This window comes from Psychrosphaera ytuae, assembly GCF_017638545.1.
Classification (GTDB): Bacteria; Pseudomonadota; Gammaproteobacteria; order Enterobacterales; family Alteromonadaceae; genus Psychrosphaera; species Psychrosphaera ytuae.
Map to the genome: position 1 here is coordinate 3,083,303 of NZ_CP072110.1, position 26,113 is coordinate 3,109,415.

19 protein-coding genes and 4 tRNA genes are annotated in these 26,113 nt (G+C 42.6%); 7 read left to right on the top strand and 16 right to left on the bottom strand.

All coding sequences use genetic code 11. The annotated features are described in order from the left end of the window. Positions 1–150 precede the first annotated feature (150 nt). Positions 151–2,256: a TonB-dependent receptor plug domain-containing protein gene (locus J1N51_RS13555; protein WP_208831781.1), complete on the top strand. Its 2,106-nt coding sequence runs from the start codon at positions 151–153 to the stop codon at positions 2,254–2,256. A gap of 114 nt (positions 2,257–2,370) precedes the next feature. Here the strand turns inward: J1N51_RS13555 and J1N51_RS13560 are convergent, their stop codons facing one another. The 14 genes from J1N51_RS13560 to J1N51_RS13625 form a co-directional block, all read right to left on the bottom strand. Then, the gene (locus tag J1N51_RS13560) at positions 2,371–2,937 is read right to left on the bottom strand and encodes a YceI family protein (protein ID WP_208831782.1); all 567 of its coding nucleotides are present in this window, start codon (positions 2,935–2,937) and stop codon (positions 2,371–2,373) included. A 31-nt stretch (positions 2,938–2,968) separates the two neighbouring features. After that, a complete protein-coding gene (locus J1N51_RS13565; protein ID WP_208831783.1) occupies positions 2,969–3,511 on the bottom strand; it encodes a cytochrome b in 543 nt (180 codons plus the stop codon). A gap of 108 nt (positions 3,512–3,619) precedes the next feature. Continuing rightward, on the bottom strand, positions 3,620–4,141 hold the full coding sequence (locus tag J1N51_RS13570; RefSeq protein ID WP_208831784.1) for a DUF6841 family protein: 522 nt from the start codon (positions 4,139–4,141) through the stop codon (positions 3,620–3,622). A 164-nt stretch (positions 4,142–4,305) separates the two neighbouring features. Further along, a complete protein-coding gene (gene nth, locus J1N51_RS13575) occupies positions 4,306–4,995 on the bottom strand; it encodes an endonuclease III (RefSeq protein WP_208831785.1) in 690 nt (229 codons plus the stop codon). 22 nt (positions 4,996–5,017) lie between these two features. Further along, a complete protein-coding gene (locus J1N51_RS13580; RefSeq protein ID WP_208833446.1) occupies positions 5,018–5,764 on the bottom strand; it encodes an electron transport complex subunit E in 747 nt (248 codons plus the stop codon). A gap of 23 nt (positions 5,765–5,787) precedes the next feature. Then, positions 5,788–6,534 (bottom strand): electron transport complex subunit RsxG, encoded by a 747-nt coding sequence (gene rsxG / locus J1N51_RS13585; protein WP_208831786.1) that lies wholly within the window; start codon positions 6,532–6,534, stop codon positions 5,788–5,790. Continuing rightward, on the bottom strand, positions 6,534–7,598 hold the full coding sequence (rsxD, locus tag J1N51_RS13590) for an electron transport complex subunit RsxD (protein ID WP_208831787.1): 1,065 nt from the start codon (positions 7,596–7,598) through the stop codon (positions 6,534–6,536). Before rsxD ends, rsxG begins: the two co-directional genes overlap by 1 nt. Positions 7,599–7,603: 5 nt before the next feature. Further along, positions 7,604–9,694: an electron transport complex subunit RsxC gene (gene rsxC / locus J1N51_RS13595; protein ID WP_208831788.1), complete on the bottom strand. Its 2,091-nt coding sequence runs from the start codon at positions 9,692–9,694 to the stop codon at positions 7,604–7,606. A gap of 12 nt (positions 9,695–9,706) precedes the next feature. Next, positions 9,707–10,267, bottom strand: a complete 561-nt coding sequence (rsxB, locus tag J1N51_RS13600; protein WP_208831789.1) for an electron transport complex subunit RsxB — start codon at positions 10,265–10,267, stop codon at positions 9,707–9,709. Beyond that, entirely contained in the window at positions 10,267–10,848 is a 582-nt protein-coding gene (rsxA, locus tag J1N51_RS13605; protein ID WP_208831790.1) for an electron transport complex subunit RsxA, read from the bottom strand. Before rsxA ends, rsxB begins: the two co-directional genes overlap by 1 nt. A 150-nt stretch (positions 10,849–10,998) precedes the next feature. Further along, a complete protein-coding gene (locus J1N51_RS13610; protein ID WP_208831791.1) occupies positions 10,999–12,930 on the bottom strand; it encodes an EAL domain-containing protein in 1,932 nt (643 codons plus the stop codon). A 184-nt stretch (positions 12,931–13,114) separates the two neighbouring features. Then, a tRNA-Asn gene (locus J1N51_RS13615) sits at positions 13,115–13,191 on the bottom strand. An 18-nt stretch (positions 13,192–13,209) separates the two neighbouring features. Next, a tRNA-Asn gene (locus J1N51_RS13620) sits at positions 13,210–13,286 on the bottom strand. Between the two features lie 20 nt (positions 13,287–13,306). Then, a tRNA-Asn gene (locus J1N51_RS13625) sits at positions 13,307–13,383 on the bottom strand. 617 nt (positions 13,384–14,000) lie between these two features. Here J1N51_RS13625 and J1N51_RS13630 point away from each other — a divergent pair. Together J1N51_RS13630 and uvrB are read left to right on the top strand one after the other, a co-directional pair. After that, entirely contained in the window at positions 14,001–15,395 is a 1,395-nt protein-coding gene (locus tag J1N51_RS13630) for an MATE family efflux transporter (protein WP_208831792.1), read from the top strand. A 20-nt stretch (positions 15,396–15,415) separates the two neighbouring features. Beyond that, positions 15,416–17,437 carry an excinuclease ABC subunit UvrB gene (gene uvrB / locus J1N51_RS13635; RefSeq protein WP_208831793.1) on the top strand — a complete coding sequence of 674 codons (2,022 nt, stop codon included), beginning with the start codon at positions 15,416–15,418 and terminating at the stop codon, positions 17,435–17,437. Between the two features lie 80 nt (positions 17,438–17,517). Here uvrB and J1N51_RS13640 read toward each other — a convergent pair whose 3' ends face one another. Further along, positions 17,518–19,170: an AMP-binding protein gene (locus J1N51_RS13640; RefSeq protein ID WP_208831794.1), complete on the bottom strand. Its 1,653-nt coding sequence runs from the start codon at positions 19,168–19,170 to the stop codon at positions 17,518–17,520. Positions 19,171–19,369: 199 nt separating this feature from the next. Then, positions 19,370–21,403 (bottom strand): methionine--tRNA ligase, encoded by a 2,034-nt coding sequence (gene metG, locus J1N51_RS13645; RefSeq protein WP_208831795.1) that lies wholly within the window; start codon positions 21,401–21,403, stop codon positions 19,370–19,372. Between the two features lie 110 nt (positions 21,404–21,513). Here metG and J1N51_RS13650 point away from each other — a divergent pair, with 110 nt between their 5' ends. From J1N51_RS13650 to J1N51_RS13665, 4 genes are all read left to right on the top strand, one after another. Further along, a complete protein-coding gene (locus tag J1N51_RS13650; protein WP_208831796.1) occupies positions 21,514–22,716 on the top strand; it encodes an Mrp/NBP35 family ATP-binding protein in 1,203 nt (400 codons plus the stop codon). 19 nt (positions 22,717–22,735) lie between these two features. After that, positions 22,736–23,341 carry a dCTP deaminase gene (dcd, locus tag J1N51_RS13655; protein ID WP_208831797.1) on the top strand — a complete coding sequence of 202 codons (606 nt, stop codon included), beginning with the start codon at positions 22,736–22,738 and terminating at the stop codon, positions 23,339–23,341. Positions 23,342–23,399: 58 nt separating this feature from the next. Continuing rightward, positions 23,400–25,943 (top strand): EAL domain-containing protein, encoded by a 2,544-nt coding sequence (locus tag J1N51_RS13660; RefSeq protein WP_208831798.1) that lies wholly within the window; start codon positions 23,400–23,402, stop codon positions 25,941–25,943. A 74-nt stretch (positions 25,944–26,017) separates the two neighbouring features. Then, positions 26,018–26,094 (top strand) — tRNA-Pro (locus J1N51_RS13665). The last annotated feature ends 19 nt before the right edge of the window (positions 26,095–26,113 follow it).

Sequence of the window (26,113 nt, forward strand, 5' to 3'; positions counted from 1 at the left end):
CAAAGGATTACATTTAATTCTCTCGCTTTAACAAGTTGCAACATTTGTTTCATTATTCTTTGCTAACCTTAAACTGAACTCAATGGTCTTTTTTATCGTAAAGGCTTGATATCGTTAAAATCCTGTTTTGCATTTCAAAGGAAATCAATAATGCACAGTGCCAATCGAACTTCAGTGGCTATTGCCGTTTTAACTGCCATTCTTTGTACTTCTTATAGTCAATTTACTTGGGCCCAAAGCCAACAGGCTGTCGAGGACGACGAGCCCACTTCTAAAATAGAAAAAATTAGAGTGATTGGTGCTAAAGATGCAGGACTGGAATTAAGCTCAGAAAAAATTCTCAAAGTGCCAGGGGCGGGCAATGATCCGATAAAGGCAATTGAAAGTTTACCAGGTGTAGTTTTGGCGCGAGGGTTTGCACCTGCAGTTCGTGGTAGCTCTCCCAATGATATGTACTATCAATCTGATGACGTTCCCGTCGGTAATGTATTCCACTTAGATAGCTTTAGTACGTTTCATCCGAATTTGATCCAAAGCTTTGAATTAAAAACTGGGGCATGGGAAGCTGAATTTTATGATGCCATTGGTGGAGTGATTGACACACGCTTGCGCGAGCCTGAAGCGATTGAACCTAGGTTTATCTTTGATTTGAGCTTTTTACGCACGGGGTTACTTTATGAGTCAAAGGTAGGTGACGACTCAGCGATGTATTTTGCGGTTCGCCAAAGCCTTGTGCATCTTTATATCGAAAACATTTTAGAGGACGAAGAAGACTTTAGTTTTGATCAAGCTCCCATCAACAATGACTATCAATTTAAGTTTGTAACCGCGATAAATGACGATAATAAACTAACGGTCCAAGCAACAGGATCCAATGATGAAGTCGCGCTATTGTTTGATGATAATTCTGATGAAGTGCTCAAGAATCCGGATTTACGAGGCGAAATAGGTGCAGATCAGTATTATCACAATCAAAGTTTGATTTGGACCAACTACAGCGAGTATGGCGAGACAAAAACCATTCTTAACCGATTAGAACGCAGTGGCGACATTGTTATTGGCCAAATATTAGATTTGGATGCCACGACCACTGACTACCTCTTCAAAGTCAAAAATAATCAAGAAATAAACCAAGGTGAATTGTTCGTAGGAGCAGAATGGCGTCGTCAAAATGTCGATTATGCCGTAACCGGTAAACAACAGCCATGTAATAATGAGTTTGAGATATGTCCACCCACTTATTACAGCGACTCGACCTTTGAGCAAAGCAGTATCGATATTAACTTTACAGCTTTATATGCTGATTATGATTGGGATGTAACTGAGGACTGGACCGCGAAGCTTGGGGTAGTTTATTCACACAATGATTACACGGACGAATCGTTTATTGAGCCGAGGGCGACAATTCGTTGGCAAGTGAGTAATGACTATCGTATCAAGTTGGCTGCGGGTCAACATCATCAATGGTTTAGACAATACAAGTACTTATCAGAAACCTTTGGTGCCAAAGAGCTAGAGCTGGTCACCTCTGATCATTATGTTGCTGGCTTGGAGTACGTAGGTGATTCTGATTGGGCATGGCGATTAGAAACATACTACAAAGAGATGGATAAGCTCATCGTCAGTAACCCAGCTCAACAGAGTAACAGCTTGTCAGAGCAGGGTATGTCGGGTAGCGCCCCAAACTACTTAAATGCCGGTGTTGGTGACGCTTACGGCGTCGAGTTTTTGCTAAACAAAGCAATTTCCAATAAATGGTATGGTTGGGTGAGTATCGCCTACAGTCATACCGAGCGTTATAACCCCATCACGGGCAAAGAATTTGACTTTGAATATGACTTGCCATGGATAGTAAACATGGTCGCGAACTATGAATACAACGAACGTTGGCAAATTGGCGGACGCTGGCGCTTGCAAAGTGGTGCGCTAACAACACCTATTGTAGGTGCTGATGCTGTCTATCCTCTTGATAGTAACGGCCAACCAGATCAAAGCCAAGATGCTATTTTTTATGATCCTATTGAAGGTGAGTTTAACTCAGAGCGCCTAGACTATTTCCATCGTTTAGACGTACGTGTCGATTATAAAACAGAGTGGTTTGGTAAACAGACAAATGTCTATTTTGAAGTGCTCAACGTATACGGCCAAAAAAGCGTAGAAGGGTACGAATACAATGCCGATTACACGGAGCGGGAAGAGGAATATCAATTTCCTGAATCGCCCATTCCTTCGATAGGTTTTCAAATGGTTTTTTAAAACCAATGCAGCAGTCAAAACGAATTCTGTAAAAAGAGTATTAAAAAACGGGCATGGAGCCCGTTTTCATTTTCAATTTCAAATAGTAGCTAGATGAAACATCGTATCGACCAATTATTGGCGAATACCTTCGATGTGTAGTTCTAGTTCAACGTTTCCTACCCACGCGCTCTTAAAGTCGTAATCAGCAACGTTGATGGTTGTTGTGCCAGAGAAGCCTGCACGGTATCCACCCCATGGATCTTTACCTTCACCAATTTTAACTGCATCGATTACGATAGGCTTAGTCACACCGTGAAGCGTAAAGTTGCCTTCTACTTTCAATTTATTGTCACCTAAATCAGTGATTTTTGTACTTACAAATTTTGATTTAGGGAATTTATCAACTGACAAAAAGTCTTCGCTGCGCAAGTGCTTATCACGCTCAGCGTGGTTACTGTCAATACTCGCTGGATTGATATCAACGGTGATCTTACTTGCGTTGATGTTGTTTGGATCGAAGTCAAACTCACCGTCAAACTCGTTAAAACGACCCGTTAACCAGCTATAACCTAAATGCGAAGCTTTAAAGTTAATGAAAGCGTGTGCACCTTTGATGTCGATTTTGTACTTAGCTGCGTCTGCAACAAAACTTACGCTAAGAGCTGCGAAAGCTAATGCAGAAATAAGAATGTTTTTCATGTTTTATTCCTTTGTTAGTTAATGATTATTTTTAATTGGGTTTGATCATACGAATAAGAGTACGGTCTTTATTCAAAAAGTGATGTTTTAATGCGGCGACAATATGTAAGGCTACTACCCCCATAAGAATATAGGCGCCCCATTCATGAATGTCACCTGCTACATCTTCTTGATTTTCAATAAATTCACCTAAGCTTGGTACTTCAAATAAACCAAATACTTCTATACCTCGGCCATCAGCGGTTGAGATTAAGTAACCGCTTACCATGATGACTAGCAGCAAAATATATAGTGCGCTATGGCCCAATTTACCGGCACTTTGTTCGAGTTTGGACTCGGCTAGAGCCTGTGGCTTGGGGTTTATCAACACCCAAAAAACTCTAAACAGAGTCAGCGCCAGCAGCGTTAAACCAACTGACTTATGTAAATCCGGAGCGGTTCGGTACCATTCGCTATAGTAGCTCAGGTCTACCATCCAAATACCCACAAAAAACAAACCAAAAACGGCAATCGCACTTAACCAATGAATAATGATTTGGATAAGGCCAAATTGGTGTTCGGTGTTTTTTAACATAGTGTTACCTCAAAGTTATTTGCCTAAGTTTATCTTCAAAAAACCTGAAGTAAAACGCTAAAAGTTGAATAAAAGGTTCGAATAAATAGAATAGTACAATCAACGCGTTTATAGTTTTATTACGCCACCTTCGTCATGGACGGTAAATGACGTAATTCGCCATTCACTTTCTTGTTTTCTCAACATGAAAGTTACACCCACTCTATTGAACACGGCATTGTTTTCATCGTATCGGACGGCGGTGTTACTCGACATCGCAAGGTTCTTATCAAGTATTTTGATGTTTACGTCATCCCAATCAATGCGACGTACGCCTTGTTTTTCTAGATTGTCTAAGAAGCGCTGGGTCTGAACATAAAAAGCTTCTGCGTCTATGACATAGGGCTTTACGGAAGAGGACATGACCATTATAGAGTCATGATATAAATAGGGCTGTGATTTAAATTCGTTTTGACTGATGTAGTGATTGTACTTTGCCATGTAAGCTTCAAAAAAAGCTTCGATGTTTTTCACCTCTTGACTTGCTGAGGTATTGGTTTGAGGTTTTAAGGGCTCACTTTGAGGTTGAGTTGAGAAGGTAAAACATCCACAGAGTAGTGCAGCGATGCTGTATTTAAGATGGGCTTTCATGATAATTCCTTTTTGGCTCTGGTGAAACAAAAGGGAAAAACGACACCCGATACAACTGCTTCATTATTGTTTGTAACAAATGGATACATTAACAACAATGTAGCAGTAAAAAGGGCTGGGGTGTCGACCGTTAAACGGGTTAGCTTGTAGAGTCGTGGCTTTTGCTATTTTTTCTTTTTAGCCTTCTCTTTGAGCACTTCATTAATAAAGCTTTTGCGGCCAAACTGTCGAGTGATAATACACTTGTCTAAATCAAAGCCTCTTGCCGGGCAGTACTCCCTGCCGTAGTAAATGATTTGTAGATGCAGGTCATTCCAGCGATCGCGTGGAAATAGGCGCTTGCCATCACGTTCTGTTTGCTCGACACTTTTCCCGTTGGATAAGCCCCAGCGGTACATCAAACGATGGATGTGAGTATCGACCGGAAACGCTGGTACATTAAAGGCTTGAGCCATAACCACAGATGCGGTTTTGTGGCCGACACCCGGCATAGCCTCAAGCGATTTAAAGTCTTTTGGAACTTCACCGCCATGTTGTTTGATGATCATGTCTGACAGATGCCAAATGCCTTTTGACTTCATTGGTGACAAGCCACAAGGTTTAATGATCTCCTTGATTTCCTCTATGGTCATCTTGACCATGTCGTAAGGATTATCCGCTTTTGCGAATAGCTTTGGAGTGATTTGGTTAACGCGCTCGTCGGTGCATTGCGCTGACAATAAAACCGCTATAAGTAAAGTGTATGGGTCTTTGTGATCAAGTGGGATCGGGACCTCGGGATATAACTCATCCAAGATCTCCATGATAGCTTGTACTTTTTCTTGTTTTGTTATGGTTTTATTTACTTCAGTCATTACCGGTTCTTAATCTTTTGAATTAGCCTACGTGAGTGACACGTGCGCGTTCTACCTTTTTGTTCTGTTTTTGTTTTTTACTCGCTTGTTTAGCATCAATCACATTTTTAATGGCGATAATGAGACCCATACCGATAAAGGCACCAGGTGGCAATATAGCCAGTAAAAACTGTTGTTCAAACTCAAAAACTTGTACTTTCATAGACGTTGCCCAGTCGCCAAACAATAAGTGAGCACCGTCAAATAACGTACCTTGGCCGAGTATTTCTCGAGCGCCGCCCAATAATACTAAAACGACGGCAAAGCCCAGTCCCATCATAAGTCCGTCAACTGCAGACTCTAATGGCGCATTTTTGGAGGCAAATGCTTCTGCACGGCCAATGATCGCGCAGTTGGTCACGATTAACGGAATAAAAATACCCAATGATAGATACAAACCAAATGTGTACGCGTTCATCAGTAATTGAATGATGGTAACAAACGACGCAATGATCATGATGAAAACCGGAATACGGATTTCTTTGGTTACCCATTGTTTCACCAAGCTTACGGTAAGGTTTGAAACAACCAGCACGAGCAACGTCGCGATCGCAAGACCCAAAGCATTAATAAAAGTATTGGTAACCGCCAGCAGTGGACACAGGCCCAGTAGTTGAACAAGGGCAGGGTTATTCGTCCATAAACCTGAACGAATGATCTCGCGCCAATCGGTTGCTGGCTTATCTGCTGTATTTGAGGCTTCTATCGCTGCAGCCTCGGTATTCTTCATTGATTCTGTGCTTGAGTTGGCAGTCATTCGTTATCTACCTCTTTATTTGATTTTTGCTCAAGTTCTAAGTCTGAGCTCAAGCCACCTGTAGTTTGTGATTCAGGTGCCACTTCACATTGATTGGGTGCAGAAAATAGAGCGTCAAAAGATTGGGTAGCTCGATAAATACTGCCGCGAAGCTGATTAACCATAGCTCGTGGAGTAATCGTAGCGCCAGTAAATTGGTCGAACTGGCCTCCGTCTTTTTTGATATACCACTTGGGATCAGCGTCAGACTCGACGGCTTTACCTGCAAACTCTAAAATCCAATTTGATTTAGCCAGCTCAATCTTGTCTCCTAAACCTGGCGTCTCTTGGTGTTCCAGAGTTCTTACGCCTTGTACGATTCCATTTTTATCAACGGCGACCATCATGGTGATTTTACCGTTGTAGCCATTATTGGTTTGAGTCTGAAATACAACGGCATATGGTGCACTGTCTAATGTGGCACGATAGACAGTGACAGGCGAACTATGTCCAGTTAATTCAAAATCAGTAATCTCGGTACAATTGAATAAGGGGTTGTTATCAAACTTACTTTGGTCAAGCACCTGAGTTAGCTTGTTGAGTACGTTTTGTTGTTTTTGATGCTCTATGACCGGCTTAGTTAACAGGTGAGTTAGAGCCACAAATAGCGTACACACGGCTGCAAAGGCTGTCAGTAGCAGAGCATTTTTACGCGTAGTTAATAAGGTCACACGATTATTGGGATTAGGTGATGTATCAGACATTATTTCCTCTTATGACCGTATACTCGAGGTTGTGTGTAATGATCAATAAGCGGTACACACATATTCGCTATTAAAACTGCAAATGCGACGCCGTCAGGGTAACCACCCATGTGACGAATAATGAACACCAAACAGCCAATCATGGCACCAAATATAAGTCGGCCTCTTGGCGTTGTCGATGCAGAGACTGGGTCGGTGGCAATGAAAAAAGCACCAAACATGGCTGCACCTGTAAACAAATGCATCGTAGGCGGATAGGTTAAATCAGGTGAAATTGCAGTACTGATGAATGCACAAACAAAGAGTGCAGTCAGCATACCCACAGGTATATGCCAACGAATAACGCCCTTCATGATCAGCCAAATACCACCAATAAGGTAGGCTAGGTTAATCCATTGCGACGCTAAGCCGCCATATTCGCCAAAAATAGGGGCTGCTAATACCTCGGTAGAAGTGAGTTGTTTACCCACTGCGTTTTTAAAGTGGTCTAGCGGCGTTGCCATGGACGAGCCATCAACCAGTAAACGCAGTTGGTCAATGCTGTAACCTTCAACGCTATAGCCAGTGAATATCACTGATAAAGCATCAAAAAAGCCGATTTCGTTGAGCATTAATGATTGTGCCGGTAGCCAATTCGTCATAGCGACAGGAAACGAAATCAGCAGTACGACATAACCAGCCATGGCTGGATTAAATAGGTTAAAGCCCAGGCCACCATACAATTGTTTTACGATAACAATCGCAAAGCCAACACCAATAACACTAACCCACCATGGCGCTAGAGAAGGAATGCTCAGCGCCAATAAGAGGCCTGTCAAGATTGCCGAGCCATCTGATAACGTACGGCGTACTTTCTTTTCTCTTAAGCTTAAAATAATCGCTTCTGCAACTATAGCTACGGCAACACAGAGCACCAATTGAATCAATGTGCCCCAGCCAAAAAAATACAGTTGAGCAAGTAGGCCAGGAATAGTCGCATAACAAACGGTACGCATGACCTGATTTGTGGTCATGCCCATAGCACCATGTGGCGAACTTTTAAAAATGGTCGAGAATAACGACATGATGATTAGTTACCTTCCGATTTTTTTGCGTCAGCTTTGGCTTTAGCTTTTGCGATAGCTGCAGCTACTTTTTCTTTTCTTATTTGTTCGGGTGTTTTTTCAATTTCTTCAGTTGGTTTTTCTACCGCAGCTTCAGAAGTCTCCGACTCTGCCTTTTTGGCTTTGGCACGCGCTATCGCAGCTGCGACTTTGGCTTTGCGTTCAGCTTCAGCAGGATCTACGTCCTGTGATTTTGAATTGCTTTCGTTGCTTGAAGTTTCTTTATTGTCTGAAGCATTGTCTGAAGCTTGCGCGGCTTTTTTCGCTTTGGCTCGAGCAATAGCTGCTGCTACTTTTTCTTTCTGTGTCAGCTCTTTTGGTTCAGTAGTCGATTCTGATTTGTCTGTCGCTTCAGCTGCTTGTGCTGCTTTTTTAGCTTTGGCGCGAGCAACAGCTGCTGCTACTTTGTCTTTTTGACTCATAGTTTGTGAGTCGTTACTTACGCCTGTGCTGTTGTCTGTAATTTCAGGCTTATTTTCAGCTTTATCCTCACCTGTAGAAGCGTCCGCTTTTTCTTGCTTTTTCGCTTTGGCTCGAGCAAGGGCTGCAGCAATTTTATCTTTGGCGCTACTGTCTTGCTCCATCGCTTTTTTACGCTTGTCGGCGGCGGCTTTGTGTTTAGCTAGACGTTCTTCTTTTTCACGTTCAAGCCTCGCTTGGCGTTGTTCAAAACGAACCTTTGCTTTTTCAGATTTAATTCGCTCTTGTTCTGCTTCACGAATTTCCGCCTTACTTGAACGGTAATACTGGACCAACGGAATTTGACTTGGGCAAACATACGCACATGCACCACATTCAATACAGTCAAATAAATTGTACTCTTCCAATTTTTCGTGATCTTTTGCTTTAGCAAACCACTGTAGTTGCTGAGGAAGAAGTTCTGCAGGGCATGCATCCGCACACAATCCACAGCGAATACAGGCTTGTTCGTCACCTTGTGGCGGTAGCTTGTAAGACGACGGCGCCAAAATACAGTTCGTTGTTTTAACGACTGGCATACTTGGATCTAAGATAGCGAAGCCCATCATAGGGCCACCCATGATGACGCGTTGTTCTGGTTCTGGGTTAAACCCACCAAAGTCCAACAAGTCCTGTACCGGTGTTCCTAATCGTGCCCAAACATTTTGAGGCTTTGATATAGTCTCTCCAGTGATAGTGACCACTCGCTCCGTTAAAGGTATACCATCTATTACCGCTTGTTTAACGGCAAATGCAGTCCCCGTGTTTTGCATAACAATGCCAAGGTCGGCAGGGATACCACCACTTGGAACTTGAAGCCCTGTAAGCAATTGAATAAGTTGTTTTTCACCGCCCGAAGGGTATTTGGTTGGTACGACTCGTACCTCGATATTGTCATGAGGCGCACAGGCCTTTTTCATGGCATCAATTGCTTCGGGTTTGTTATCTTCTATGCCGACCAAAATCAATTTGGCAGCGACGATATGCTGTAAGATTTGAGCACCAACAATAATCTCTTCAGCGTACTCACGCATTAACGTATCGTCGGCCGTGATATAAGGCTCGCACTCAACGGCATTGAGGATTAAAACGTCCACTTGCTGTTTGGGGTGCATTTTGATGTGCGTCGGAAAACCTGCGCCACCCATACCACTGATGCCCATCGTTTTGATTTGGTTGATTAGTGTTTCTTTATCTGCGTCTTGCCAATTTGCAAGTGGCTTTGGCGCTTCGCTGTGGTCCAAGTTATCTGAATCGATAATAATAGTTATCTCAGGTTTTGCAGATGGGTGAGCAGAAACATGAGGGGCAATTGCAGCTATGGTTCCAGATGTAGGTGCATGAACCGGAACCGTCATTGTTAAGTTGGCACCAGTTAGTGGTTGACCGCGCTTAACCTGTTGGCCGACTTCTACAATAATGTCGTCGGTAGAACCAATGTGTTGTTTTATAGGAACGTAATATCTAGCCGCCACTGGAAGGGCAGCAATAGGTAACTGGTTAGATAGCTCTTTTTGCTCAGGTGGGTGAATGCCACCCGGAAAATCCCAGATTCTTTGTCTTTTTACTTGTTCTAAAAGGGTTAATTCTTGCTGCAAAGCGTTACCTAATTATTCGTTTACGTTTTTAACAGGGATAAGAGGTTCGTTCCATTTCCAATGCGTCATTGGCGTCTGAACTGGAACCATATCAATACAGTCGACAGGGCATGGGTCAACGCACAAGTCACAGCCCGTACATTCGTCAACTATAACCGTATGCATCACTTTTGAAGCACCGACTATCGCGTCTACAGGGCAGGCTTGGATGCACTTGGTACAACCGATACATTCATCTTCTCGAATGTAAGCGACCTTCTTAACATCTTCTTCACCGTGCGCGTCGTCAAGAGGCTTAGGATCAACGCCCATTAAGTCAGCTAAATGTTTTATTGTTGCTTCACCACCAGGAGGGCACTTGTTTATTTCGTCGCCATTGGCGATGGCTTCAGCATATGGCTTACAACCTGGGTAACCACATTGGCCACACTGAGTCTGGGGCAGTAGGTCATTGATTTGATCGACAAGTGGATCAGCTTCAACTTTGAATCGTTCAGACGCGTAGCCCAAAATCGCGCCAAAAATGACGGCTAAAAGGGCCAGAGCAAGTAGGGCAAATAATACGGTACTCATCAGAACGACACCAATCCAGCAAAACCTAAAAACGCTAGCGACATGAGTCCAGCTGTAATCATAGCGATGGCCGAACCCTTAAATGGGTTAGGTACGTCCGCTACGGCCAATCGCTCACGCATTGCCGCAAAAAGTATTAAAACAAGAGAAAAGCCAACTGCAGCGCCAAATCCATAAACAATAGATTGTGTGAAATTGTGCTCTGCGTTTACGTTTAGCAGCGCAACGCCTAATACCGCGCAGTTAGTTGTTATTAATGGTAAAAATATACCCAGTAAGCGGTAGAGTTTTGGGCTGGTTTTGTGCACGACCATTTCAGTAAATTGCACAACGACGGCAATCACTAAGATAAATGAAATGGTACGCAAGAATTCCAAATCTAGAGGCCGCAGAATATAGGTATTGATTAGGTAGCTCGACATTGAGGCAAGTGTCAAAACGAAGGTTGTTGCCATTGCCATACCTAACGCAGTTTCAATTTTGCTGGAAACACCCATAAATGGGCACAAGCCCAAGAATTTAACCAAGACAAAGTTGTTAACTAATACTGTGCTGATAAGAAGTAAGAAATATTCAGTCATTAGTGCCCACTGGTGTATTTAAGTCGCGATATTATCCTGTTTTCTGGACGGTTTAACAACATACGATTTGTAAGGATATAGCGGTTTACAAAAAAAGCGTCTAAAAAGACGCTTTTTTGGTAGTTTGCTCTCAATATTGTCCGTGTTAGCTTACAGCGGCCCTGGCTTGCCAATGTAATAACCTTGACAGCCATCAACGAAAAGTTTCTCTAGAACATGCTTTTCTTCTTGGGTTTCAACGCATTCAGCAAGAACGTTGACACCAATTCGGTGCGACAAATCGACAATCATGCGAATAAAGTACTGGTTGTTCTTTTCATCTTCTATGTCTCGGGTGTAACTGCCGTCTAACTTGATGAAGTCAGGCTTGAGCTCCTGGAAGAATTTGAATGAAGTGATCCCTACACCAAATTTTTCGACTGTGACACGTGAACCAGCACGGTGGATCATATCGATGAAGCGACGGCTTGAATTTACGTTTTGTTGTAAACCAAACTCCGAAATCTCAAAAATTAACTTAGTCGCAATGTTTGCTTCTTTTAATAGACGACGCTCGAGCCAGATCATAAATTGCTCATTGTGAACAGACGCTGGGGTAAGGTTAATTCCGAAAAACTTATCGGCCATGCTTTTTGATTTAATGATGGCAAATACTTTTTCAATAATGAGTCGGTCAATATCGACCACTCGGTTTAGTTTTTCTGCCATCGCTAAGAAAGAAGCCGTTGGTAATACTTGGCCATCGTCAGATTTAAAGCGAGAGTATACCTCGGTGTAAGCCTTGGAGCCGCGATTAGCTGCGTGGATAGGCTGGAATAATAAGGTCACATTATCTTTAGCAATAACCTCATCAATGATCTGACGCCAGTTTTGGTTACCAAACGCGGATGTGGCACTTTGGGTCAAATTAGAATCTTTGTGAATGTGCCAAGCATTTACGTGCTTGGTTTGTGCCAAACTTATCGCCGTGTCTGCAGAGGCCAGTAATTCACCTAATGGCTTTTCTTTGGAGTAGGTCACTATACCCATGCTACCAATCGCAGGCAGTTCAGAAGTGCGCATAAACTCATTTAGTCGGGAGTGGACTGTTTGTGCCATGGAATCTGCTTCTTTGGCCGTAATATTAGGTATGACAATACCAAAGTCCGAACCATTCAAACGATAAATTTTGGCACCGTTATATGTATCACCCACTTTTGACAAGATTTCAGATAAGCCTTTGATGTACTTATCACCCTCTTGATAACCTTTACTTTGGTTTATGTGTTGTAGTTCTGTCGCTCTTAGTAAAGCGAGAACACCAAATGGATTGGCTTTGTCGGAGTTGGTAACTTCGGTTTCAAAAAACTCCACAAACTTGGTGCGGTTTGGCAGGTCAGTCAAGCTGTCCTTGAATGCCTCTGATTTAAGCTCAGTTGCCGACTTTTCGTATTCAGAAAGGGTAGAGTTAACAAACTTACTCAGTTGCTTAATCGCTGTAATCGTTGACGAAAATTGGATAGGAAAGTGTTTGAAGGCTTGGCTAGCATCAATCGACTTAGTTTTTATAAACTGACGAATAAGGTTAGCAATACTTTCTGAAGCTTTCACAAATGTTACTTTGATATAGGACTTAAACAGCATAAAGCTGACAATAATGATCACAATCGGTAATAAAAACGCGGCGATGACTGTATTTAAAAACGGTGATAGTAGCTTTTTATAATTAGAGTGGAACTCTATGATCAGTGTGCCACCGTTCGCCGACACGGTACGAGGCTTGGTATATAGGTCAACACTTTCTAAAACAGTAGCGAGAAAGGCTCTTTGGTTATCTGGTCGCGTGTAGCTATAAAGTTGATTGCCGTCTTTATCTCGGATCGTTAGATAATCTACCGCCACACCTTCTTTTATTTGTTGAGAAAGTAATTTGGGATCGTCAGCTATATTGTTGTCAGCGAGAAGTTGGACTAGTTTGGTGTTGTCTATTTGTTGGTTTTCAATCAAGTCCGATACCATAATTAGACTTGCGATGACTAAAATAAGTCCAATAAATATGCCGCTAACAATTTGAATGATAAGCAGATTTCTCAGCTTGTTCATTGGTGCTCCTTGGCTACACTGACTTTGCGCTGAATAGACTGTGAATGTATGTCTTTGGCAGCTAAGTACAAATTAATAGAATTTTGGATATTAAATCAGAAAAAATCTGTTAAATAAACAATTTAGAAACGTTAGCTGGATTTGTTTAAGTAAGATAGTACAAGGAAAGAAAGAAGGCTAATTTTGGCTCCCCCTCCCCGACTCGAACGGGGGACCTGCGGATTAACAGTCCGTCGCTCTAACCAACTGAGCTAAGGGGGAACAAATTAGTTTATAAAGTGGCTCCCCCTCCCCGACTCGAACGGGGGACCTGCGGATTAACAGTCCGTCGCTCTAACCAACTGAGCTAAGGGGGAACAAAATACTTTATAAAAGGTGGCTCCCCCTCCCCGACTCGAACGGGGGACCTGCGGATTAACAGTCCGTCGCTCTAACCAACTGAGCTAAGGGGGAATCACGAAGTCAACACATGTGTGCTGAACAACGGGGCGCAATGTTAATTAGACGGCACTGACCTGTCAACTACAAATTGTCTCGAAATCTCATATTTTTAACCGTTTGTTCAATCTCTAATCAAATAGAAAATTATTGTTCAATATTCAGACTCGTTTCGATCTTAATTTATCCACCGTAATGGACGATCGTTTAAAAATGATCCACATGTTACGAAAATCAAGGGGTTCAGCTTGTTATCCACTGATTCTGTGGATAACTCTGTGGGTGATAATGTAATACAATCCTCTAGGCCAGTAAATTCGGGTGTCAATACTATCAAACAAAAAAAATAGTAAATTTTGTGATATTCAATAAAAACAATAGGTTAGGTGGTGTTTTGTGTTTTTTTTAATAGCTTGGTGCGATTTTTAATCAAGTTATTCAGGGATAACCTGAGGGCTGTGCACAAACCCAGTATTTTTTGCTCAAAAATACGAAAAAAATTGTTGAAAAAATGAAATTTTAGGATCTTCTGTTAATAAGTTAAAAAGTGATCAAAAAACCACATTCTAAGGGTGAACCGATCTAAAACATTCTTTAGAATAGGGCCATATTCTCCCAAAAAGATAAGTTCTATGTCGTCTTCGCAAGATTTATTAACCGCACCCATCGCACCAACGTTGTCAAAGATGACAAAACAAGTGTTGTTTGGGATGGTGATGTTAATGTCTTTTAATCTCATCGACACCTTTTTTATTGGCTTGTTAGGTACTGAGCCTCTAGCCGCAATCAGTTTTACCTTTCCCGTTACCTTCACTGTTATTAGTTTGGCAATAGGCTTAGGGATTGGCACCTCTGCAATTATTGCCAAGGCCAACGGCAGTGGCAATGTCAGCGAAGCCAAAAACGACGGCCAAGGGGCGCTGATAATGGGTATCGTACTGGTGATCATATTGGCAAGTACAATGTATCTATATACAGACGAGATCTTTCAGGCGCTTGGCGCTGGGGATAAAACGTTGCCGTTGATCCGAGAGTACATGGATATTTGGTACATTGGTTCAGTGTTTTTAATGCTACCTATGATAGGTAATGCCATATTAAGGGCCTCAGGAGACGCCAAAACGCCGAGTATGTTAATGGCTGGGACGGGCCTTATAAATGCGGTACTCGACCCTATCTTGATATTTGGCTTTGGACCTATACCGGCGATGGGTATTGCAGGGGCCGCGATTGCCAGCGTGACTTCATGGGCGGTCGGCTTGGTAGTGATCATTTATGTTCTTGCTATTAAGAGAGGCTTGATTGCGACACATTTGATTAGGCTCGGAGAACTTGTAGAAATTAGCCGTAAGATCTTAAAAATTGGCTTGCCAGCGGCAGGGGCTAATATGCTTACTCCTATCGCTATGGCGATCTTAACTGCCATGATCGCGGTACATGGTAATGCAGCAGTGGCAGGATTCGGGGTTGGTTCTCGAATCGAAAGTATCGCAAGTATGGTGGTACTGGCACTGTCGATGACGCTACCGCCGTTTATTTCTCAAAATTACGGAGCTAATCAGTGGCAACGTGTATCTGACGCCTATAAGCAGGTCATTAAATTTGTGATGATTTGGCAGTTTGCGGTCTATGTTTTGTTGGTTATTGTTGCGCACTATATTGCATTGGCGTTTAGCAAAGACGATCCTGAGGTACTCAATATTATCAAGTTGTTCATTTATACACTGCCGTTAGGCTATGGTTTGCAAGGCATTATTATCTTAACTAATTCGTCTTTTAATGCGTTACACAAGCCGATGCAAGCGTTAGTACTTAGTGTGATCCGTTTGTTTGTGTTTTATCTGCCGTTTGCTTACTTGGGCAGTGAGTGGTTTGGTTTGCCAGGCTTGTTCATTGGCTGTTTAATTGGCAACGTGTTTACTGCGATGATCTCCTATCAATGGTTCACTCGTACGTTAGGAAGCGCACTTACCGCAGAACATAACAACGACCGTCAAGCGGACGCAAGTGCCGTTGAACCCAAATAAAATAAAACAGGTAAAGTTTGATGCAAAAGTTAGAAAGACCTTTTGAACTTAACAGCCAATATGAACCAAGTGGCGACCAGCCAACTGCGATCAAGCAGTTAGTCGAAGGGTTAAACGACGGCTTAGCTTATCAAACTCTATTGGGGGCGACTGGTACAGGTAAAACCTTTACTATGGCTAATGTGATAGAGCAGGTATCACGCCCGACCTTAATTATGGCCCACAACAAAACACTTGCGGCTCAGTTGTATGGTGAAATGAAAGAGTTTTTCCCAAATAACGCTGTAGAGTATTTTGTTTCGTATTACGACTATTATCAGCCCGAGGCTTATGTTGCTTCAACAGACACCTTTATTGAAAAAGATGCATCGATAAACGAACATATCGAACAAATGCGTTTGTCCGCAACAAAAGCCCTGATGGAACGCAGAGACGTTATTATCATAGCGTCAGTTTCGGCGATTTATGGTTTGGGCGATCCCCAATCGTACATGAAGATGTTATTGCACCTTCGAGAGGGTGACATTGTCGATCAACGCCAAATTTTATTGCGCCTTGCTGAGTTGCAGTACACCCGTAACGACGTTGACTTTCAACGCGGTTGTTACAGAGTGCGCGGTGATGTCATAGATATTTTTCCTGCCGACTCAGACAAGCTTGCTATTCGAGTCGAGTTATTCGATGAAGAAATCGAACGCATCACAGAGTTTGATCCGCTTACTGGTGCACTAGAGCGCAAAATAACTCGCGCGACGGTATTCCCTAAGACTCACTATGTGACACCAAGGGAGAAGATTTTAAAGGCTATCGATCATATCAAAGATGAACTCAGAGAGCGCAAACAACAGCTAAAAGAAGCAAATAAGCTCATTGAAGAACAAAGGATCAGTCAGCGTACTCTTTTTGATATCGAAATGATGCAAGAACTAGGGTACTGCTCTGGTATCGAAAACTATTCGAGATATTTATCAAATCGCTCGCCTGGCGAGGCTCCCCCTACACTTATTGATTATTTTCCAAGTGATGGCCTGTTGATCATTGACGAATCCCACGTAACGGTTTCGCAAATTGGCGCTATGTACAAAGGTGACCGCTCACGCAAAGAGAATCTAGTCGAATATGGGTTTAGGTTGCCATCGGCCCTTGATAATCGTCCGCTGCGATTCCATGAGTTTGAGCGCCTGGCACCGCAAACCATTTATGTTTCGGCCACACCTGGTAATTATGAGCTAGAACAGTCTGATGGCGAAGTTGCCGAGCAAGTCGTTCGTCCAACTGGTCTATTAGACCCTGAAATAGAAGTACGTCCAATTGCAACTCAAGTGGACGACTTAATGTCCGAAATTCAAAAGCGTGTGCAAGTTGACGAACGAGTGTTAGTTACGACGTTGACCAAACGTATGGCAGAAGACCTAACTGATTATCTGTCAGACCATGATATTAAAGTGCGATACCTACACAGTGACATTGATACGGTAGAGCGTATTGAAATCATTCGAGATTTACGTGCAGGTAAGTTTGATGTGTTAGTCGGAATCAACTTACTAAGGGAAGGCCTCGATATGCCTGAGGTATCTCTGGTTGCTATATTGGACGCAGATAAAGAGGGCTTTTTACGATCAGACCGATCGCTAATACAAACCATAGGTCGTGCGGCTCGTAACATTCGCGGCAAAGCAATTTTGTATGGCGATCGCATCACCAAGTCAATGCGCCGAGCTATTGATGAAACCGAGCGTCGCCGCGAGAAACAAATTGCCCATAACGAAAAACACGGCATAACTCCAACGGCTCTTAACAAACGAATTACCGATATCATGGACGTAGGTGAAGCAGATAAGCCAGTAAATGCAGCGCAGCGTATCCTAGTTAAAGAAGGCTTGGCCGATTATGCCAAAAAGTCGCCAATTGAAATTAGTAAAGAAATTAAAGAGCTCGAAGCTAAAATGTTGCAGTACGCTAAAGATCTTGAGTTTGAAAAAGCCGCTGAGCTTCGAGACCAAGTTCAATCTTTACAGGCTCAATTGATCAAAAACAGCTAGCTGTATTTTTTCTGACTAGTGACAAGCATAAAAAAACCAGTTCTTTCGAACTGGTTTTTTATTTGAGTTAAAGCAGAATATTACAACTCATCTTCCCATAAAATCACGTCGCCTTTTAACATCTCAATACGCGCAGCGTATTTTTCGTGTAAGACATGACGTTTGATTTTTAATGTCGGGGTTAGGATGTCATTTTCAGGCGTCCATGGCTCGTCAACGACGACAACAGCACCTATCTTCTCATGGCTTTCTAAATGACCGTTAACGTCCTTTAGAGTTTCGGCAAGTGACTTTTTAACTTGTGGGCGTGGCATAACTGACGCGCCTTCAGAAAGTTGTACAAGCGCTACTGGCGCGGCCATACCAGAACCTAACACACACAATAGTTCGATGTGCGGATCCTGTGCCATGCGTTTTTCAATCGGAACAGGAGAAACAAACTTACCTTTGGCGGTTTTAAAGTTGTCTTTCACGCGACCGATAATTCGAACTGAGCCGTCGGCTTCTTGACGAGCTAAGTCACCCGTTTTAAAGAAGCCATCTTCATCAAATGCTTCTTTGGTGGCTTCTTCGTTTTTGTAGTAACCGGTAAATAGGCCACCGCTTTTAAACAACAACTCATCGTTTTCCGCAATTTTAATCTCACAGCCAGGTAACACACGACCTATAGTGCCAATCGCTTCTTCGCGGAACGGGAAGTTACCGATAGCGTAAATACAGTTTTCTGTCATACCCCAAGCTTCGCAAATATTGATACCGATTTTTTGGTACCAATAAATCAATGCTGGTGAAATAGGGGCTGAGCCTGACGCTGCAATTTGAGCGTGCTCTAAGCCCAATGCTTTTTGGATTTTCTTTTTGATAAGGCCCGAAACAATTGGCACCTTTAACAAAAACTCTAGTTTTTTATGACCTAGTTTATCAATGATGTTTTTCTGGAACAGACTCCATAAACGAGGTACAGAGAAGAATACCGTAGGCTTGGCGTAATTTAAGTCTTCAACGAAGTGCTCGAGTGACTCAGTGAAGTAAATGGTCATGTTGCTGTGGAATGCAGCCCCTTCTACTAAACAGCGCTCAGTAATATGCGCTAATGGTAGATAAGATAAAAAACGGGTTTTGGCGTCAAAATTCAACACATCAACAATTTTGTTGTTGGCCCAGTTGTATGCCTGATACTTGATCATGGCACCTTTAGGATTACCAGTACTGCCTGAGGTATAAATGATCGACATTAAGTCGTCCATTTGTGGCAGGTACTCAGGAATAGGCGCGCCAAGTGACTGAAGCTGCTCCCAACTATGTTGACACGGAACCGTATCATAACCCATACCTAAGCGAATTATGTTGCCCGGAACACCTTGGTCCGCCATGTCTTGGTTATCAAGTTTACCAACAAAAGCAGCTTTCGCCTCTGAGTGGGTTAGGACATATTGAATAGTGTCGGCATTGGCAGAAGGGTAAATAGGAACGCTCACCATGCCTGCTCGCATGATAGCTAAATCAGCGATAAACCATTCGGCACAGTTTTTGGCTAATATAGCAACCTTGTCACCCTTGTTAAGCCCTAGGTGATGAAGACTGGCTGCGACGCCCTCAACTTGTTGTTTGATCTCGGCCCAAGTGTGAGTTTCGTATTGGCGATTTTTCGGTTGATGTAAAAACACTTTGTCGGGTGTTTCATTGACCCAATGTTCCAACCAATGAATCGGACTCATTACTGTTACGTCCATTCCGATTTCCTTTTATTGTTATAGTTTTATGTAATCACTGCTGATAGTTATCCGTCCATTATGTATAAAAATTCAGGACTTAGCCAACCTATTTGGCGTTAAATCTCATTAAATGGCTGATAAATGGAACGAATTTGCTATAAAAAAAGCCAACCCAGGGGTTGGCTTAATTAAAGCGTTGCTCAAACCTAACGGCGAATTACATCGCGCGCATTCCTGGTTGAGCACCTTCATGTGGCTCTAAGATCCAAAGGTCACTGCCACCTGGACCTGCTGCTAAGATCATGCCTTCTGACATACCAAAGCGCATTTTACGAGGTTTTAGGTTCGCAACCACAACCGTTAACTTACCGATTAACTCTTCTGGGTTAGGGTAAGCGGCTTTGATACCTGCGAAGATTTGACGTGTTTCGCCACCTAAATCTAATTGGAACTTAAGCAGTTTGTCTGCGCCTTCAACATGTTCGGCTGAAATGATTTTTGCGATACGCAAATCGACTTTGGCAAAGTCACCAAACTCAATTTCGTCTGCGATAGGCTCATCTGCTAATGGACCTGTTACTGCAGGTTTAGTCTCTTCTGCTGCTTGTAGGCTTTCTTTTGAGTCTTCTACCATGTTGGCAACTTTATCCATATCTACGCGTTGCATTAGAGCTTTAAACTTATTGATGCTGTGATCTTGTAACGGTGCATCAATACCATCAAATGTCAGCTCGTCGTTTAAGAAGGCTTCTACTTCTTTGGCCATTGCCGGAAGAATTGGTTTTAAGTAAGCCATTAAGATACGGAATAAGTTGATACCCATAGAGCATACATCGTGGGTTTGCTGCTGTAGATTTTCATCTTTTACCGTTACCCAAGGCGCCTTGTCGTCGATGTATTTGTTAGCTTTGTCTGCAAGCGCCATGATCTCACGAACTGCTTTAGCAAACTCACGACCCTCAAATGCTTCAATAATCGCAGGTTTAGCCGCTTGGAATTCTGCTAACAAATCAGGATTATCGATGTTCGCTGACAACTTACCGTCAAAGCGCTTCTTGATAAAGCCTGCACAACGACTTGCAATGTTTACGACTTTACCGATTAGGTCTGAGTTAACCTTTTGACCGAAGTCATCTAGGTTAAGGTCAAGGTCTGTAATACCGCTGTTTAACTTAGATGCAAAGTAGTAACGCAAGTACTCAGGGTTTAAGTGATCAAGATAAGTACGTGCCTTGATAAAGGTACCACGTGACTTAGACATTTTTTCGCCGTTAACAGTAACAAAACCGTGAGCAAAAACGTTAGTTGGTTGGCGGAAGTTAGCACCATCTAACATTGCAGGCCAAAACAGGCTGTGGAAATAGATAATGTCTTTACCGATGAAGTGGTATAACTCTGCGTCGCTGTCTTTTTGCCAAAACGCGTCAAAATCAACTTGGTTGTTGTCACAGAAGTTTTTGAAACTCGCCATATAGCCAATTGGTGCGTCTAGCCATACGTAGAAGTATTTGCCTGGGGCGTTTGGAATTTCAAAACCAAAGTAAGGCGCATCACGGCTGATGTCCCACTGCTGTAGACCTTGTTCAAACCATTCTTCTAGCTTGTTGGCCATTTCAGCTTGGATACTGCCGCTGCGAAGCCACTCTTTTAACATCGGCTCAAACTTAGGCAAGTCGAAGAAGTAGTGCTCTGAGTCTTTAAGAACAGGAGTTGCGCCTGATACCGCAGATTTTGGTTCGATTAAATCAACAGGACTATAAGTTGCACCGCACTTGTCACAGTTGTCACCGTTTTGATCTGGTGCTTTACACGTTGGACAGGTACCCGTTACAAAACGGTCAGGCAAAAACATTTCTTTTTCTGGGTCAAACAACTGAGAAATAGAACGTTTGGCGATGTAGCCAGCGTCGTTAAGACGGTTGTAAATCAGCGAAGCAAGTTCGCGGTTTTCATCACTGTGAGTACTGTGATAGTTGTCAAACTCGACATGGAAGTCAGCAAAGTCAACGATGCGCTCTTCGCGTACAGCTGCAACCATTTCTTCTGGGCTAATACCTTGCTGTTGCGCTTTAAGCATAATCGGTGTGCCGTGCGCATCGTCGGCGCAGACATAGTAACATTCGTTACCTTGTGCCTTTTGAAAACGTACCCAAATGTCCGTTTGGATATATTCCATCAAGTGACCCAAATGCAATGAACCATTGGCGTATGGCAAGGCACTTGTCACAAGAATTTTACGAGGAGCTGTCATAGTCTCAGAAACCTTATTAATATCACTAGTAAACACTACTATTTAGGGCCGTGATGTTACATAATTTGTTACCATTATGCACCACTATAACGTGTCGAGATGTTCAATAAATGAAACTTTCCAAATGGTTTGGTAAAAAAACTAACAATAATTCCGAGCTAGAGCCTCAACATGAATCTGAGATCAATACAGAACACCCCCTCGACACAGATACCAATCTTAGTGTCGGCGACGTTTCTAAATCTAGCCTTAAAGCACTTGTTTTTAAACTTTTACCCTTAGTTAACACACAACATTTTCCTAGTGGTATTTTTGGCCAAATCAGCGTCGAGGTAACTAACAGTTTAGACATTCGAATTGGCGTGCCGTTTAAGCCAGAGCATTACCGCTCAGAATTGACTGAGGGGTTGAAAGAGGCGTTGCGACACAAAAGCGTTTTGAGTGATCAAAAGCAGACGGACGAAGCCATTGCGGCGAAATTGTTAAAGTCGGTGATTAACTTTTATTACGAACCAACAGAATTAGCGCCGAGTCAGCCAGCTCAAGCTAAATTGGTTATCGTTGTTTCTTCTGGTAAAGGTGGTGTTGGCAAAAGTACTGTCACTAGTAATTTAGCGGTGACATTAGCCAAACAAGGTTATAGAACAGGGGTCTTGGATGCCGATATCTATGGACCGTCAATGCCGTTAATGTTTGGCTTGCAGGGTAAAAACGTCGTGACCCACGATGAAAAAACCATGGAACCTTTTTATCAGCACGGTGTTTACTTAAATTCCATTGGCTTTTTAATTCCAGAAGACAAAGCTACGATTTGGCGAGGCCCTATGGCATCCCGCGCTTTAATGCAGGTGATTAATGAAACCAATTGGCCAGAACTCGATGTATTGTTAGTTGACATGCCACCTGGCACAGGGGACATACAATTAACAATGTCAGAAACGGTTAAATCACATGCCGGAATCGTTGTTACTACACCACAAAATGTCGCTTTGGCCGATGCCGAAAAAGGCATTCAGATGTTCAACAAGGTCAACATTCCTGTGTTAGGTGTAGTTGAAAATATGAGTCAATTTATATGTCCAAGTTGCGGAGCCGAACACGACTTGTTTGGTCGTGACGGTGGCGCTAAATGTGCTGAAAAACATCAAATCCCACTGCTAGGGCAACTTCCGATTAATGCAATGGTCCGAGAAGCTGGTGATGAGGGTTGCCCTTGGGCGTTAAAAGAGTCAAATTATGAGTATGAGAAAATGGCATTATCTCTTATCATGCAACTTTCTAAACGCAGTCCAAAAACAATATCAATTAGCTAATTAGACACGGAAACCAATAATGCGCCTTTGTGATACAGATATTATAAAAAAACTAGATGCAGGTGAAATCAACATTGTTCCTCGCCCTTCAAATGAGTTGATCTCCGGTATTACGGTAGATTTGACGCTGGGAAACAAGTTCCGTGTTTTTCAGGATCACCATGCTCCGTATATAGATTTAAGTGGCCCCAAAGAAGCCACTCAAAAGGCATTAGAGTCTGTAATGGGCGACGAAATTGTGATGCAAGAAGACCAAGCGTTTTTTCTGCACCCAGGTGAGTTAGCTCTAGCAATTACACACGAGTCAATTACTCTACCTAATAATCTTGTAGGCTGGTTAGATGGACGTTCGTCATTGGCTCGACTGGGTTTGATGGTTCACGTTACTGCACACCGAATTGATCCTGGTTGGTCAGGTAACATTGTTCTTGAGTTTTATAACTCTGGCAAACTACCACTGGCGCTAAAACCACATATGAAAATTGGTGCACTTAGCTTTGAAACAATGACAGGCCCGGCCGAAAAGCCATACACATCAAGAACCGATGCAAAGTACAAAAACCAAGACGGCGCCGTGGGTAGCAGAATCAACCACGACCGTGAAGACGACGAGTCAGTACAATAATTAATGGAAACACAAACCAATAGGCTATCAAAGTAAGTCTATTAAAAGGGAGCAGTAGGTGCCTTTTAAGTTTAAACACACTTATTTTTTTGTCATTTTTGCTTGGCTAGCTATTGTGCTGGTGGGTTTTTCTTATTCGATCTTCTATGTCGGCGACCGATCAAATGCCGACTTAGTTGAGCACTTTTCAATAAAATATATCGACGATACGACCAACCCTCTCACAATAGAACAGGTCCATAACTTACCAGATAGTGTGTTTGCAAACGACAAACAAGAAATGCACAAGCCAGACTCCCTTGATTTCTCAATGTGGTACAAAATCAAAGTAGATGGTGACGAACGCTTCAATAGAGCATTTTCGATTACAGTTGATAACCCGACGCTCGATCTTATTCATTTTAATGCTCATTATGACGGTAAGGTTGTTTTTGATAAAAAGCTTGGTGATCAGCACACGGCGCAATATGGCAATGAACATGTTTCTCCACAAATAAGCTTATTTGGTGGCATGAGTCCAGAATCCACCATTTACATTCGAATTAAAACCAATGGTGCCCCTGCCACACCAATATTGATAGAGCCTATAGAGACTTCTCAGTTTAGAACCAGTGCCCAGCTTATTTTGTTGGGAAGCTTGTTTGGCATTGGTGTAATTATGATCATTTATAATTACTTCATGTATCGTGGTGTGGGTGACTTATCTTATCTTCACTACATCATTTACGTTGCTGGCGCCGTCATTGCCATCAGTATGATCAATGGCTTTACGTTTTTTATTCTGCCAACCGACGTAGCCCAGTGGGCGAACAAATATTTGATTATCCCGGTCCACTTTGTGGCATTGGCGTTCGCGATTAGGTTTGCTATCAGTTTCTTACGTTTTGAAACTGTCAAACCATGGTTTGTTCGCATCGGTCAAAATCTTTCAAACTTCCTTTTGGTAATAAGCTTTGTAAGCATTGCGTTACCAGAAGGCACCATGCTACCAATGTACTTTTTGTGTGTTGCACTGGGATATTCCTATGCCGTTGTCTTAATGCTGATGGTGCTTAAGACAAAGCTAATTTGGGTTCGATACTACCTTATGTCTTGGATTCCTTTATTAGCAGGCGCTTTGATCTCTATCGCAACGTACAACGGTGATTTGCCTTATAACTTCTTTACCAAAAATGCATCTTTGTTAGGGGTTATGTTGGAAGTTTGTATTATGGCGGTTGCGTTATTGGACCGCTTTAGAGCCAACCAAATAGATCGTGACTACCGTGTTAATCACGATTTAGCGACAGGCCTACCAAACCAAATTTTGTTAGAAAGTGCGATAAAAAATGCCGGCCATGCCGATCAGCCTATGGCTCTTATGGTGTTTGAAATTACCCAAAGTAAAGATGTAATTCCATCGCTGGGGACAGAGACTGCCAATCGATTTTTCAGTGGGTTATTCAAAAACATCCACAGCTACACGCGTGAAATGAAAAACGTATACTCATTTGCCCGAGACGAAAGTGGTAAAGCATTACAAATTGTCCGAATTGATGAGTCTCGATTTGCATTATTGTTTGTTGGGAATAACGACGCTGATTCGTTACGAGACAAGCTTTTGATGATACAGAACGCAGCTGCAACTGTTGTTGAGGTAGACGGGTTAGCAATGTCGGTCAGCACTGTAGCTGGTTGGGCAACCTTCCCAGAGGATACTACCGAGAGCGAAAAATTACTTAGTACAACGATGCAAGCTCTGGTTGTAGGACGTAAATTAGACCAAAAGTGGGCACGGTATGATGAGCAACGAAGTGTGGATATTCAGCAAAAATTTAGGTTGGCCGCAGATTTACAAACCGCGATAGAAGACGATGATCTAGACTTGTATCATCAGCCTCAAATAGATATGGAAACCAGGCGCGTTCACGGCAGTGAGTTGTTGTTGCGTTGGATTCATCCAGTTGAAGGATTTATTTCACCCGATTATATTGTAGAAATTGCGGAAGAGATGGGCGTTATTCATCAACTGACGGAGTGGGTGATAAACAAAGGCCTCGAGCAACATTCAAAATTATATAAGTTAGGATTTGAAACTAACGTATCAATCAATATTTCGGGCAAAGACTTTAATGATAACGGCTTAGTTGCACATATTTTAACGACCACAGCCAAATATGGTGTTGATCCATCAACGGTGACGTTCGAAGTTACAGAGTCTGCCACAGCTGAAGACCCAAAACATGCCAAGCAAGTTCTCACAGAGTTGTACGATCAAGGTTTTAAAATTGCGATTGATGACTTTGGCACTGGGTATTCAAGTCTAGATTACTTGAGTCAGTTACCGTTTCATGAACTTAAAATAGATAAATGTTTCATGGATATAGACGTGTCAGAGCGCAACAAAACAATCACAGAAGTCACTCTGTTGTTGGCTAAAAAGCTTGGGGTTACCGCAGTGGCTGAAGGTATTGAAAACAAAGAAGTCGCCGAGATTTTGCAGGAATTTGGTTGTCCTGTAGGGCAGGGGTATTTGTTCTCAAAACCTAAGCCGTTTATTGAACATATGCGTTGGCTACAAGAGCTTTACAAAAAAGATCGCAGTCTGCTGGTGGAACTTTAAGCATTCGCCAGCAGAACCAAAGATTTGAATTGCAAATCTTTGATAGTTTTATATTATCTCAAAGTAATTGTTGTCGGACTGTAGCGCAGCTTGGTAGCGCACTGTCATGGGGTGTCAGGGGTCGCTGGTTCAAATCCAGTCAGTCCGACCAATTCAATCTAGCCTATCTC